The sequence below is a fragment of the Polynucleobacter campilacus genome, from assembly GCF_002206625.1.
GTDB lineage: Bacteria > Pseudomonadota > Gammaproteobacteria > Burkholderiales > Burkholderiaceae > Polynucleobacter > Polynucleobacter campilacus.
The window spans coordinates 282,188-295,384 of sequence record NZ_NGUP01000001.1 but is presented as its reverse complement, the minus strand read 5'-3'; the positions used below and the strand labels follow the sequence as shown (position 1 = coordinate 295,384).

17 protein-coding genes are annotated in these 13,197 nt (G+C 44.7%); 10 read left to right on the top strand and 7 right to left on the bottom strand.

What is annotated here, in order from left to right; all coding sequences use genetic code 11:
* The first annotated feature begins 12 nt into the window (after positions 1–12).
* Positions 13–1,074: a selenide, water dikinase SelD gene (selD, locus tag CBI31_RS01535; protein WP_088524656.1), complete on the top strand. Its 1,062-nt coding sequence runs from the start codon at positions 13–15 to the stop codon at positions 1,072–1,074.
* On the opposite strand, the gene CBI31_RS01530 is transcribed toward selD, so the two are convergent.
* The gene (locus tag CBI31_RS01530; RefSeq protein ID WP_088524655.1) at positions 1,060–1,329 is read right to left on the bottom strand and encodes a cupin domain-containing protein; all 270 of its coding nucleotides are present in this window, start codon (positions 1,327–1,329) and stop codon (positions 1,060–1,062) included. The two genes, selD and CBI31_RS01530, sit on opposite strands and share 15 nt — an antisense overlap.
* Before the next feature lie 72 nt (positions 1,330–1,401).
* A complete protein-coding gene (locus CBI31_RS01525; RefSeq protein ID WP_240553642.1) occupies positions 1,402–1,593 on the bottom strand; it encodes a hypothetical protein in 192 nt (63 codons plus the stop codon).
* A 156-nt stretch (positions 1,594–1,749) separates the two neighbouring features.
* On the opposite strand from CBI31_RS01525, the gene CBI31_RS01520 reads away from it, so the two are divergent.
* From CBI31_RS01520 to CBI31_RS01505, 4 genes are all read left to right on the top strand, one after another.
* On the top strand, positions 1,750–2,724 hold the full coding sequence (locus CBI31_RS01520; RefSeq protein ID WP_088524654.1) for a Bug family tripartite tricarboxylate transporter substrate binding protein: 975 nt from the start codon (positions 1,750–1,752) through the stop codon (positions 2,722–2,724).
* An 8-nt stretch (positions 2,725–2,732) separates the two neighbouring features.
* Entirely contained in the window at positions 2,733–4,319 is a 1,587-nt protein-coding gene (locus CBI31_RS01515) for a rhodanese homology domain-containing protein (protein WP_088524653.1), read from the top strand.
* A gap of 117 nt (positions 4,320–4,436) precedes the next feature.
* Entirely contained in the window at positions 4,437–4,622 is a 186-nt protein-coding gene (locus tag CBI31_RS01510) for a hypothetical protein (RefSeq protein WP_088524652.1), read from the top strand.
* Positions 4,623–4,626: 4 nt separating this feature from the next.
* Positions 4,627–4,848: a TIGR02450 family Trp-rich protein gene (locus tag CBI31_RS01505; protein WP_088524651.1), complete on the top strand. Its 222-nt coding sequence runs from the start codon at positions 4,627–4,629 to the stop codon at positions 4,846–4,848.
* 47 nt (positions 4,849–4,895) lie between these two features.
* On the opposite strand, the gene CBI31_RS01500 is transcribed toward CBI31_RS01505, so the two are convergent.
* Positions 4,896–5,423 carry a hypothetical protein gene (locus tag CBI31_RS01500; protein WP_088524650.1) on the bottom strand — a complete coding sequence of 176 codons (528 nt, stop codon included), beginning with the start codon at positions 5,421–5,423 and terminating at the stop codon, positions 4,896–4,898.
* 139 nt (positions 5,424–5,562) lie between these two features.
* Positions 5,563–6,489 carry a Bug family tripartite tricarboxylate transporter substrate binding protein gene (locus CBI31_RS01495; protein ID WP_240553640.1) on the bottom strand — a complete coding sequence of 309 codons (927 nt, stop codon included), beginning with the start codon at positions 6,487–6,489 and terminating at the stop codon, positions 5,563–5,565.
* A gap of 113 nt (positions 6,490–6,602) precedes the next feature.
* On the opposite strand from CBI31_RS01495, the gene CBI31_RS01490 reads away from it, so the two are divergent.
* Positions 6,603–7,355: a TerC family protein gene (locus CBI31_RS01490; protein ID WP_088524648.1), complete on the top strand. Its 753-nt coding sequence runs from the start codon at positions 6,603–6,605 to the stop codon at positions 7,353–7,355.
* A gap of 7 nt (positions 7,356–7,362) precedes the next feature.
* Here the strand turns inward: CBI31_RS01490 and CBI31_RS01485 are convergent, their stop codons facing one another.
* From CBI31_RS01485 to CBI31_RS01475, 3 genes are read right to left on the bottom strand one after another with little or no spacing between them, the layout of a single operon-like run.
* Positions 7,363–8,580, bottom strand: coding sequence for a BaiN/RdsA family NAD(P)/FAD-dependent oxidoreductase (locus CBI31_RS01485; protein ID WP_088524647.1), 1,218 nt, complete (start codon positions 8,578–8,580; stop codon positions 7,363–7,365).
* Positions 8,581–8,583: 3 nt separating this feature from the next.
* Complete coding sequence (locus CBI31_RS01480) at positions 8,584–9,096, bottom strand: hypothetical protein (RefSeq protein ID WP_088524646.1); 513 nt, start codon at positions 9,094–9,096, stop codon at positions 8,584–8,586.
* Between the two features lie 55 nt (positions 9,097–9,151).
* On the bottom strand, positions 9,152–10,009 hold the full coding sequence (locus tag CBI31_RS01475; RefSeq protein WP_088524645.1) for an LOG family protein: 858 nt from the start codon (positions 10,007–10,009) through the stop codon (positions 9,152–9,154).
* A 197-nt stretch (positions 10,010–10,206) separates the two neighbouring features.
* On the opposite strand from CBI31_RS01475, the gene CBI31_RS01470 reads away from it, so the two are divergent.
* Genes CBI31_RS01470 through CBI31_RS01455 form a run of 4 tightly spaced genes read left to right on the top strand, consistent with a single transcriptional unit; the run spans position 10,207 to position 13,195 of the window.
* Positions 10,207–10,419 (top strand): hypothetical protein, encoded by a 213-nt coding sequence (locus CBI31_RS01470; RefSeq protein ID WP_088524644.1) that lies wholly within the window; start codon positions 10,207–10,209, stop codon positions 10,417–10,419.
* Positions 10,420–10,476: 57 nt separating this feature from the next.
* Complete coding sequence (locus tag CBI31_RS01465) at positions 10,477–11,283, top strand: ABC transporter substrate-binding protein (RefSeq protein ID WP_088524643.1); 807 nt, start codon at positions 10,477–10,479, stop codon at positions 11,281–11,283.
* A 43-nt stretch (positions 11,284–11,326) separates the two neighbouring features.
* The gene (locus CBI31_RS01460) at positions 11,327–12,211 is read left to right on the top strand and encodes an NAD(P)H-hydrate dehydratase (RefSeq protein WP_088524642.1); all 885 of its coding nucleotides are present in this window, start codon (positions 11,327–11,329) and stop codon (positions 12,209–12,211) included.
* A 6-nt stretch (positions 12,212–12,217) separates the two neighbouring features.
* Complete coding sequence (locus tag CBI31_RS01455; RefSeq protein WP_088524641.1) at positions 12,218–13,195, top strand: DMT family transporter; 978 nt, start codon at positions 12,218–12,220, stop codon at positions 13,193–13,195.
* The last annotated feature ends 2 nt before the right edge of the window (positions 13,196–13,197 follow it).

Sequence of the window (13,197 nt, the reverse complement as noted above, 5' to 3'; positions counted from 1 at the left end):
TAAAATATTTTCATGACCCAAGATATTCAAACTACTGAACCTCGTCTGACTTCCCTATCTCATGGTGGCGGCTGTGGCTGCAAGATTGCGCCAGGCGTTCTTTCTGAAATCCTCAAGAATGTTCCGCAGCTACCCTTTCCTCAAGAATTACTCATTGGTATTGAGACCTCTGATGATGCTGCGGTCTATCAAATTAATGAGTCTCAAGCAATCGTAGCCACAATAGATTTCTTTATGCCAATCGTGGATGATCCATTTGATTTTGGGAGAATTGCAGCAACCAATGCCATCAGCGATATCTATGCTATGGGCGGCACACCTTTATTTGCGCTGGCCTTAGTAGGTATGCCAATTAAGGTTTTATCCAATAAGACCATTGCCCGAATTCTAGAAGGTGGCTCTGAAGTCTGTCGGAGCGCTGGCATTCCGATTGCGGGTGGTCACACCATTGATTCGGTTGAGCCGATTTATGGATTGGTGGCAATTGGCTTAGTAGACCCCAAGAGAGTCAAGAGTAACGCTAGCGCGAAGCCTGGGGATGTGTTGATATTAGGCAAGCCACTTGGCGTAGGCATTCTCTCAGCAGCTCTGAAAAAGGACATACTAGGCCCTGATGGTTATCGGGAGATGATTTCCAATACTACAAAGCTCAATGCTGCAGGCCCTGACTTAGCAAAGCTAGAAGGCGTCCATGCCTTAACGGATGTCACTGGATTTGGATTGGCAGGTCACATGTTGGAATTAGCAAGAGGCTCAAACTGCACTGCACATATTGATTGGAGCCAGGTTCCACTGCTTTCTAATGTAGAGACATTGGCTAACGATGGAGTAATTACTGGCGCCTCTGGTCGTAATTGGGAAAGCTATGGATCTGATGTTGGCATTCCTGCTAACTTTACGCCAGCACAACTGGCTTTATTGACCGATCCGCAAACGAGTGGTGGCTTACTGGTTTCTTGCGCCCCTGAATGTGTGCAAGAAGTCTTAGATATCTTTAATCAACATCACTTCTTGGGCGCACGCGTCATTGGCCAGATGAGCAAGCGACAAGAGAAACCTTTAGTGATTTCTTGAAGCTAAATAGATCACTCCAGTAGCTCCATAGCTCTCTGAATGGGGCTCTTCAAATTCAAGCTGAAATACGTCTCCAATGGAGTACGTTTTTCGATTACCCTGAATTGTGATATCGATACTTCCATCGATCACTAAAGCTTTCACTGTGAATGGATGAGTGTGCTCACCTAGCGAGCCATTAGGTGTTTGTCTTACCTCAACTGGATCGGGGTAGCCTTCCTGCTGCAACAACTCAATAAACTGCGTTGTATTCATAATGTACGGTAGTGCACAAATAAAAAAGCCTAGCTGGTCAAGGCTAGGCTTAGGGATGAATGTGTTTGAGAATTACTTCTTAGCTTCCATCGCCTCTTTTGTAGCGGTGATTTCTTTGCGACGCTCTTTGCATGCGCCAGCAATTTCTTGCAACGCCTTACGAGCACGCGCTGCAGATGCCTTAATACCTTTTCCAATGAATTTTTCGTTTTCAGCTTGATATGTTTCAAAAGCAGCTAACAATGTATCGTGTTGTGACATCATGTCTCCCGTTATCAAATAAATATTCATACCTACAACGAAATCAGTATATCCCCATAAAAACACTCAGAAATGGCCTTTTTTATCAGGGATAACGCTTAGAAACAGCATTTCAGCCAAAATGATTAAATAACAAAAATCCTGTTGGAGACGCCCAAAATGCTCAGAAATTTACTATTTTTGCTGCTTGCCAGTACCCTTTCAGTGTCGGCTGCCGCTCAGACTAGCGCCTGGCCATCCCCGAATAAGCCAATCACCTTTATCAACCCCTTCCCCCCTGGCGGGGCTGTGGACGCCTTTGGGCGCCCTCTAGCCAAGCAACTTTCTACCCAATTAAATGACTCAATCGTGGTCGATAATCGCGGTGGTGCAGGAGGCACTTTGGGCGCTGCAGCTGCGGCAAAAATGGCACCAGATGGTTACACCTGGCTCTTGGGGGCGGTGCATCACTCTATTGCGCCAAGTATGTATGTCAACCTACCCTATGACATTACTAAAGATTTTGAACCAATTGCCATTATTGGTAGCGTTCCTCATGTCATCGTTGTTAACCCAACAAAATTTCCTAAAAATGATTTGAAGTCGATCATGGAAGCAATACGCAAGAGCCCAGGGAAATATAACTACGCATCGACTGGTAATGGCACTTCACAGCATTTAGCGGGTGAACTGTTTAAGATGCAAAACAAATTATTCATTACTCATATTCCTTATCGTGGTACCGGTCCTGCACTGCAAGACTTGGTTGCAGGCCAGGTGGATATGATGTTTGATACCTTGGCAGGTGCAGCACCATTTATTAAGAGTGGTCAACTAATCGCAGTAGCAGTGGCCAGTAATAAACGTAGCGAGGCCTTTCCGAATGTACCAACCGCTCAAGAGTTGGGTATCTCTGGCTTTATCGTCTCTAGCTGGTACGCCATGTGGGCGATTAAAGGTACACCAAAAGATATCGTAGAAAAAATGAGCAATGAAGTTCAGATCGCGCTAGCCTCCCCCGAGATCAAAGAGCGCTGGGCTGGATTGGGTGCGAGTGTTCCTAAAATGACCCGCCCTGAACTGGCAAGCTATATCAATCAAGAAATCGTCCGCTGGAGTGAGGTAGTTAAAAAATCTGGTGCAAAGCTAGATTAAATAAAAATATGAGTATCCCAACTAAAAACTATGCATTTGTTCGCAACAAACTTCTCAACAAAGAAGAGATTGCTTTTTTAGATGTGCGCGAGGAAGATCCACACGCTCAAGAACACCCTTTATTTGCTGCCAATGTTCCACTCTCTCGCATTGAGATAGATGCATACGGTAAGCTCCCTAGAAAAAATGTTCCGATCGTGACCTTAGATGATGGTGAGGGCGATGCTGAGCTCGCTGCCCAGCAATTAATCAGTCTTGGCTATACGGATGTATCGATATTCGAGGGTGGTGTCCCAGGCTGGAAAAAATCCGGCGGTGAGCTATTTAGAGACGTCAATGTTCCTAGCAAGTCCTTTGGAGAGCTTGTTGAATCTAAACGTCATACCCCTTCGCTGTCAGCCCAGGAGGTTAAGAAGCTCCTAGATGACCAAGCAGATGTAGTGGTGGTTGATGTGCGCCGTTTTGATGAATACAACACGATGAGTATTCCCAGCGGTATTAGTGTTCCAGGCGCTGAATTAGTATTACGTGTTCCTGAGCTGGCGCCTAACCCGAAAACCAAAATTATTGTGAACTGTGCTGGCAGAACACGCAGCATCATCGGCACGCAATCGTTAATCAATGCTGGTATTCCGAATGAAGTCAATGCATTACGCAATGGCACTATTGGCTGGACTCTTGCTGGACAAGAATTAGACAAAGGTCAGAATCGCAAGTTTAAAGAAGTGACTGAGAATACAGCAAGCGAAGCTTCAGATCGAGCTCGTAGCGTTGCCGATAGAGCGAATGTAAAGCGCACTACTCTTGCTGAAATTGAGAAATGGAAATCTCAAACAGAGCGTACTACTTATTTCTTTGATACCCGTACACCCGAAGAATATGAAGCGGGCCATCTTCCGGGCTTTCGTTCCGTACCTGGTGGCCAGCTCGTACAAGAAACTGAGATGGTTGCACCCGTGCGCGGTGCGCGTATTGTCTTAGCCGATGCCAGTAGTAGTGTCAGAGCCAATATGCCAGCTTCGTGGTTAGCGCAGATGGCGTGGGATGTTTATGTAGTGGATGGCCTGAAGCCATCCGACCTGAGTGAAACAGGAATCTGGAAAGCCCCTTTACCTGCACTTCCTCAAGTTCAATTCGTTGATGCTGCTACGGTCTCTCATTGGCTCAAGACGGATAGCAATACGATTGCAGTAGATTTCAGTACTCACGCCAATTATGTGAAGGGTCATATTCCAGGTAGTTGGTATGCATTGCGTTCACGACTAGCTAATGCAATCAAACAGCTTCCCCAGGTTGATCGCTATGTGCTGACGAGCACCCCAACCCAATTAAGTATATTTATTGCTCACGAGTTTCAGTCTCTTTGCAAGTCTGAAGTATTGGTATTGGAAGGCGGCAATGCAGCCTGGACTAACGCAGGCCTTGAACTCGAGAAAGGCCCAAGTCATTTAGCATCACCACCCTTAGATCGCTATAAGCGGCCTTACGAGGGCACTAGCGTTGATCCCTCTGCAATGCAGGCCTACCTAGACTGGGAGTTTGGTTTAGTAGATCAACTGGGTAAAGATGGAACGCATCACTTCTGGGTTCTCTAGCTCTTGCACTTCATGCGACTGTCAATATTGATTTTGAGTCTTCTTGGGCTAGCGGCCTGCGAGCGAGAAACTTACACTAGCTGGAGCTGCAATTCAGCGACAGAGGTGAAGGTTTCCATGGTTCTCAGACAAGCCCGCATGGAATGGAAAGACCTCAAGCTCGACTATTGCGGCAGTCTGGGTAATCAAAGCTATTTTGACCAAAAATGTCCTTCACTGATTCAAGAATCTGCTTACACGTTTACGCCATCATCTGGTGCGCTCACAAGCAAAGACCAAAATTACCAGTGCATCGCACTATAAATAGATGAATCCACTTAGCCCTAAGAAGCTTTTACTAAGCAAATGGACGGCAGTTAAACCCATTGCCAAACAGAAACATTTCTTAGTAAGTAAAGTCATTCTGCCAGAACCTCCTAGCGAAAAAATTGAGTTTATCGAAATAGAGGCCGTGTTGACGAAAAAGGTTAGCCTAATTGCTTGGCGCGACCTGACCAAAAGCGAGTTGTGGATACAAGGTTGGCAATAAAAAACCGCCCCAGATTTGAGGCGGCTCTTTCAGTAATATCAAGGTGATTAATCGGACTTCTTTTTTGATCCTGAAGATTTCTTGACCATCTCGTCAATATTTTTTTCTGCAGTATCAGCAACCTCATTCACGATACGGCGACCTTCTTTGAACATCTTCTGGCCAGTGGTCGACATCTCATGAACTACTTTCGATAACTTTTCCGCATGTGCTGGCATTTTATTTTCAGCATCCTCAAGCCAAGTGACCAAAGAAGCGCGGACCTTTTCAAGATGCTTCTCTGTTTCATCGGCAGCACTATCACCAAGATCTTTGAGAACTGATTTCACTTTCTTCTGATAAGTAGCTGCACGTTTAGCTGCTTCTTTAGCAGCCTCTTCCTGTAAGTCCTTTAATTTAGCTAAATCATTTTTAGCGGCTGACTTTGCGCTTTCTAAGGCATTTTTCATGCCCCACTCCATCTCTGCCATATGATGCTCGCTGAGTTTCTTGGCGGCCTCTAATAAGGTATGCGAGTAATCAAACAATTCTTTTGCTTTTTCGCGCTGCCATTTTTGCAATTCTTTTGCATCCATTTTTATGCTCCTATCAATAAAGGGTCCAGAAAAGGTTTCAATTGCACTTTAAACCGAAATTAGCAAACTGCCAATCACTTCTAATTTAAGACATTAATATGACAATATAACCATTTGAATGAGAAGCCAAGCGAATACCTTAATCTAGCTTGGCACCCGCTTGATTGACCACTTTTGCCCAACGCGGCATTTCTGTAGCAAGAAACTTTGTAAATTGATCAGCATTCAGAAAGGCTGGATCAGCACCCTGCTCAATCATTCTCTTCTGTATCTCAGGTGACTCTAGAGTCTCTTTAAAAGCTTGGCTTAATTTATTTGTAACATCTGGTGGCGTACCTTTTGGGGCCAGAATTCCATAAAAACCAACAACCTCCAGATTAGCTACGCCTGTTTCAATCACAGTAGGCGTATTGGGTAATGCAACATTGCGTTTTGCACTAGTCACTGCCAATGCTTTTACCTTGCCTTGCTTGGCATAGTTTGCAGCCTGGGGAACAGACTCCGCCATAAATTGAACATGGCCCGCAATTAAATCTGTGAATGCTGGTGCACTTCCTTTGAATGGAATATGCACCATAAAAATACCAGTCTCACTTTTGAGCATCTCGGGAACCAAATGCGAGATACCGCCATTTCCGGCAGAACCGTAATTCAACTTTCCTGGATTAGCCTTAGCATAGGTAATCAATTCTTTTAAAGAATTAGCAGGGACATCTTTATTCACTATTAATGCCAGAGGTTGTTGAGCAGTTCTGGCAATGGGCTGAAAATCTCTGAGTGTGTCGTAAGGTGCTTTGGTGTAGATGGCTGGATTGATGACCATCGTGCCAGTATTTGCCAAAAGTAGCGTGTATCCATCTGGCAAAGACTGCGCTACAAATTGAGCGCCGACAGTGCCACCAGCACCTGCTTTGTAGTCCACAATTACCGTCTGTCCAAGAGTAGACTGCAACCTATCCACTAGAAGGCGAATATGTGCATCCAGGGGGCCACCTGCAGGGAAGCCAATAATAATTTTGATCGGCTTATCAGGGAAAGCAGCTTGCACATGAAACGTGAGCGCCATGCTGATACTGAAGAGCAATGTCCTGATAATATGTGTGGACTTAAGCATAGAAATCACACGGGTAATTTAGTTAGATACACTTTACCTCAAACCTACTTTAGAAATAGCAATCAATGGATAGTCTTTTACAGCTGATGAGCGATCCCAATGCTTGGGTGGCATTTTTAACACTTTCTGCCCTGGAGATCATTCTAGGAATTGATAACATTATTTTTATTAGCGTCATAGCCAATAGACTTCCTGTAGAGATTCGGGAGAAAGTCCGACAGTTTGGCCTCATTTTTGCCTTAGTAACTAGAATCTTGTTATTACTCAGCCTGTCTTGGGTAATGAGCCTTACCAACCCTCTCTTCAGTATTAACGACCATGCTATTAGCGGTAGAGATCTGATCTTGTTATTAGGGGGCTTCTTTTTAATTTGGAAAGCCTCAAAAGAGATCTATGTTGAAGTAGAGCTTAATGAAGATCATGATGAACAAGGTGATGCCAATAAAGCAAACCTGAATAAATCGATGTTTTCTTTGTTTGTTGGTTCCGTAGTACAAATTGGCATATTGGATATCATCTTCTCCCTAGACAGCGTCATTACTGCCGTTGGCATGGTCGATGAAATTAGTATCATGATTGCTGCAGTACTAGCCTCTGTAATGATCATGTTAATTGCTGCAAAACCAATCGGTGATTTTGTACATCGCCACCCTTCGATTAAAGTTCTGGCTCTATCATTCCTGACTGTTGTAGGCGTGGTGCTGATTGCCGAAGGTATGGGCGTTCATATTCCTAAAGGGTATGTATATGTCGCGATGGCCTTCTCGCTCTCCGTAGAACTTCTCAATATTCGCTCTCGAGGAAAGAAGAAAAAGTGAAGCTTGATTAAAGAGCTTGGGCACAAACAAAACCACTTGCCCAAGCCCACTGGAAGTTATGGCCACCTAGATGGCCGGTAACATCTACGCACTCACCGATAAAAAATAAACCCGTGTATGCGCGTGACATCATCGTTTGACCATCTAAATCTTTGGTATCCACGCCGCCTAACATAACCTCAGCCTTTTTCCAGCCCAAAGTACCAGCAGGCTTTTCAGACCAATTAGTAAGCAACTCTTTTAAAGCTTGACGATCTTTTTTAGATACTTCAGCCCACTTACGGCCACTCAGATTTCGTTGCTCAGCAAATGCTTTAGCCAAACGCTGCGGCAAAACAGAAGCTAGTATATTTTCGGTAAGCTTTAGTCGATTATCCTCATCATTAAATAGCGCATCACAATTAAATCCACCAGCCACCTCAATGGCGCCAAGCCAATCAATATGAATTGCTTCACCCTCGACCCAATAGCTGCTTGCCTGAAGAACCGCTGGGCCCGATAAGCCTTTGTGAGTCAAGAGAAGGTCTTCGGTAAATCGGCAGGCGCCATAACGATGGCCCTTAGAGCCAGATGCAATTCTGATGGGAACACTTAAGCCAGCCAGCTCATTCAGATTGCCAAAAGTATCTGCCGTAAATGATAGCGGCACCAATGCGGGTCTTGGCTCTACTACTGAGAGTCCAAATTGTTTAGCAATATCTAAGGAGTAGGCAGTAGCACCAATGGCGGGCACCGGCAAGCCTCCCGTTGCCATCACAACGGTCTTCGTTTTTTCGATGCCTGCATTTGTGTGAACTAACCAACCTGATGCCTCTTGAGTAATTGCTTCAACAGAAACAGGATTACGAATGGTGGCCTTACCCTTGGCGCACTCTGACATGAGCATATCGATAATCTGTTTAGCAGAATCATCGCAAAAGAGTTGTCCTTGATGCTTCTCGTGATAAGCAATACCGTATGAATCAACGAGCTTAATAAATTCTTTTGATGGGTACTTTGCAAGCGCACTTTTAACAAAATGAGGGTTGAGCGAAAGGAAATTGGCTGGGCTGCTATGCACATTAGTAAAGTTACAACGTCCTCCACCACTAATGCGAATCTTCTCGCCTAGCACCGGGGCGTGGTCAAGAACTAAAACTTTTTTCCCTAGCTGACCAGCAACTCCGGCGCAAAATAAACCGGCTGCCCCACCGCCGATAATGACGGCATCCCATGTCTTAGTCATTACTTATTTAAAGCGGTCAATGATGTCAGAAGAAATATTGAGTTTTTCCATATGACGTTTGGTATAGGCTTGACGAAAATTTTTTGTCATTGAGATCATGGCTGAGGCAGTCCAAGCAAAAGCAAACATGCCAGAGAAAGCAATGATGACTGCCAACATTTTCCAGCCATCCGGCAAGATGTCTTCCATGAAGCCCATTGCCGTATAAGTACTGCCACTAAATAAAATACTCTGACCCAAAGCTGGGACTAGTTTTAGGGCATAAAGCGAAATACCCCAGAGAATAATTTCAGCAATGTGAGTTAAAAATAAACAGAAAATACCAATATAGAAACAGAGTGTCACCTCTGAGTATTTCTTCTCTGCTAAATATAGAAATGATTTGACCTCATAACGCTTCGTAATTTGTAGCAATACGAGACCATGAAGAACCAATACGAGCAATAGCATGATCGCACCCAGAAGGTAGCTGGGCAAATCTAAAGTGGTGGCGATGCTGGCGTCTTGTGGGGTCATGATTGGGCTTTGCGCTATTTTACAGACTAAGCAATTGGAGCAATTAAAGCTCTCACTAGCTTAACTGGTAGTGATTTTGGATGATCAACCAAGCCTCTTGTGCAGTCTCTACAAAATGAATGGTCTGCATGTCAGCCTCATCAATCACGCCAAACTCAATCATCTGCTGAAAATTTACCATTTCAGCCCAAAACTCTTTCCCCACGAGAATGATAGGAAAGGAAGTTACTTTTTTTGTCTGCATTAAAGTGAGCACCTCAAAGAACTCATCAAATGATCCGAAGCCTCCTGGGAATACTACGATTGCCCGTGCCCGTAACATGAAGTGCATCTTGCGCAAGGCAAAATAGTGAAAACGAAAACTGAGGCCAGGACTGATGTAGGGGTTAGGATGCTGCTCCCTTGGCAGGCTAATATTAAAACCAATGGTTTGATCCCCTGCTTCAAATGCACCCCGATTTGCTGCCTCCATAATGCCGGGACCACCCCCAGTACAAATATGTAATTTATTAGAGCTCTTGTCTTGAGTAGCGTTATAGCGAGCAACCGTGGCACCAAACTCACGAGCAGACTCATAATAGCGACTATGCAGCAATGCTTTATTTGCTGCAGCTTTCTCATCTACCGTTTGTGCGCTCTTTTCCATCTCCAAGGCTTTTTCACGACTAACAAAGCGTGTTGAGCCAAAGACTGTGATGGTATGGTCAATCCCGTGTTCATTTAGTAAAACTTCTGGTTTTAAAAGCTCTAATTCAAAACGAATTCCAATCGTTTCTCTGCGGGTCAGAAAAGCCTCATCATCAAATGCAAATTTATAGGACTCTGCGGAAGTCTCTTCAGAGATGCGATGTGGCTCAGGATTTAGAAAATCGGTAATGGTCTGAGCATTATTGGTGGGAAGCTTTGGGCTCATATTCTTGCCTTTGATATCTGGATCATGCCATCTTACCTCTTACGTTTTGAAGCAATCAGACTCGATTACCCACCCCAAAACTTAGTATTAATACCTAAATAGCCTTGATCAAGATGTGCTTAGGGCTATTTGGGATTTACCACGATGCCAACAAGGGTTAATATTGGGCTAATTTCAACCAAACTGAAGGAAAAGCAATGAGCAACCGTTCTCTCATCATCATGGTACTAGTATTAGTTGGTGCCACAGCCTATTTACTCATTAAAGGTGACGGCGATATTGATATGGGCGGCGAAAAGCATGGTGCAGAAGCGGCCCACATGGAAGAAGCTAAGAAAGCTGCAGCGCCAGCAGCTCCGGTAGCAGCTCCTGCAGCTCCTGCAGCTCCTGCAGCAGACGCTAAAAAATAACCTTCTATCGCTAAATGAAACCGCGGTGCGCCGCGGTTTTTTTATCCCTAATTGATTATGAAATTCTTGCTCGGCCTTACTCTCTTCTGTATTTCACAAGTATCGTTTAGCCAGTCATTCCAAGCTACTAAACCGATTGATCCCACTACCCTTAAATCATTTGCACCAAATGGTGCCTTGCGTGTTGGAATCAACCTAGGAAATCCAGTTCTAGCCAGTGAAGATGCCGCCACTAAAAAGCTGAGTGGTATCAGCGTTGATGTCGCTAATGAAATTGGCAATCGCATCAATCGGCCAGTACAACTTATTCCATTTAAAAGTGCTGGTGCGACTGTCGATGGCATTAAGAATGGCGATCTTGATATGATATTTGTAGCTATCGACCCCGTTCGCGGTCTTGATATCAGCTATACACCTGCCTATATTCAGATTGAAGGTGCTTATATGGTGAAATCTTCCTCTACCTTAAAGCGTAATGAAGAGGTAGATGTTACTGGTACTGAAATTGTTGTCGGCAAAGGAAGTGCCTACGACCTCTTCCTCACACGAGAAATTAAGAATGCCACTCTGCTAAGAGCCGCGAACTCACAATCAGTAGTCGATGACTTCATGCTCGGTAAGGGCAATGTTGCAGCTGGTGTAAAACAGCAACTAGAGAGTGATGCGAAGCGTTATGAAGGCTTACGTATGCTGCCGGGGCGATTCATGGTCATTAACCAAGCCATAGGGGTTCCCAAAGCAAGACCTGATTTTGAAAAAACAACTCTGTACTTAAGTGAAGTTATCACGCAACTGAAACAATCTGGATTTATAGGCAACTCCATGCAACGCCATCATATTCAGGGTGCGAAAGTGGCAGAGTAAATAATCATTACCAAGCTCAGGAAATACGAGAGATACTATTGTTATGAGCTCACAACTAGCCACATTAGCTGCACTTAAACTAGTCAAATTCTTAAAGCGTGGTACTGCCGAACATAAAGGCAGCGCAGGCAAAGCTCTATTAATTGGCGGCGCACCCGGTATGGCAGGCGCCCTATTACTTGCTGGTAATGCTTGCCTTCATCTAGGCGCTGGCTGGACGATGTTAGAGATGTTCGATCCGGCCTCTGCGCATGCCTATCAAGATTCGCCTGAACTCATGATTCATTTAGCAAGTTCAGAGATTGATAGTGTATTACTTAATACTCAGCCAGATGTCATTGCCATTGGCCCAGGCCTAGGAAAATCTGATCTGGCATCTGCATGGCTGATGGGGGTCTTGCACTATCCAAACATCCCCTTGATCATTGATGCAGATGCACTCAATCTCATTGCAGCATCCAGAGATCTTTTAGAGGCATTGCAAAAACGCAATCAACAATTTCCTGGTCAGAGTGTTATCACCCCACACCCCGGTGAAGCAGCAAAATTACTGGGCATCAGTTCAGAAGATGTTCAAGCGAATCGCTTGAGTGCTCTAGAAAAATTAATTGCTCTAACTCAATCTATTGCGGTCCTCAAAGGTCAGCATACATTGATTGCATCCCCGAAAAATGCTGCCCTTCAGTGTCAAGAAGGTAATCCCGGCATGGGTACTGGTGGCATGGGCGATATTCTCACGGGAAGTATTGCCGCAATTACAGCTCAGGGGGTTCGCCACCAACTCGATTTATGGGAATCTACCAGTATTGCCGTGCAGTTACATGCAGCAGCGGCCGATAGTTTAGTTAGTAAAGGTATTGGGCCGATTGGACTAACCCCCTCAGAAACCATCCTAGAGATGAGAAGCTTATTAAATAAGCTGTTATAAAGCCTTATGCAATCAGCAAGCACAGCACAACATCAGCGTCGCTATCTCTATGGTATTTTGATGGCCGGAGTCGGATCGATACTCTTTTCTGGCAAGGCCATCCTCATCAAACTTGCATTTGGCTATAGCGTGAACGCAGAAACGCTATTGGCTTTACGCATGCTTATGGCGCTTCCGATGTTCTGGGCAATCTATTGGTGGGAGTCCCGCAGGAAGCCTATGAACCCCCTCACCTGGCCTGATCGGTTTAAGTTATTTTTCTTAGGCTTCTTGGGTTATTTTTTGTCAAGCTATCTCGATTTTCTAGGATTGCAATATATCTCTGTTGGGCTTGAGCGCATTGTGCTGTATCTCACCCCGACTATCGTGCTCCTAATTTCATGCTTTTTTTTAAACAAAGCAATTTCTCGTTTGCAGTGGTATGCACTAGTAGTGGGTTACCTGGGTGTATTCATTGTTTTTATTCAGGATGCTAGCTCCACTGGAGTCAGCGCATGGCTCGGGATGGTCCTGGTATTTGGCAGCGCCTGCTCTTATACAGCCTACATGATTGGTTCAGGTGAAATGGTTCGGCGCATTGGTAGCGTCAGACTGGTAGTCTATGCAAGTACTGCTTCTGCAGTCTTTAGCTTAATACAGTCATCCATTTACAACCCAAGCGCTATCTTTGAGCAAGTCGAAGCAATTTATTGGTTAAGCCTACTAAATGCAGGCTTGTGCACCGTCATCCCGATGTTGCTCATCATGGTTGCTATTAACCGGATTGGCTCACCGCTTGTAGCGCAAGCTGGAATCTTGGGGCCTGTATCCACCATCTTTATGGGCTACTTTATTTTGTCTGAGCCTATTACCTGGATTCAAATCAGTGGCATGGCTTTAGTAATAGCTGCAATGTGGTTATTAGTTCGCAACGATGATTCAAGAAAAAAGTCACCAAACTCGAGTGAGCGTGATGACTTTGATAAAACGGAGTCCCTTAATTAAGA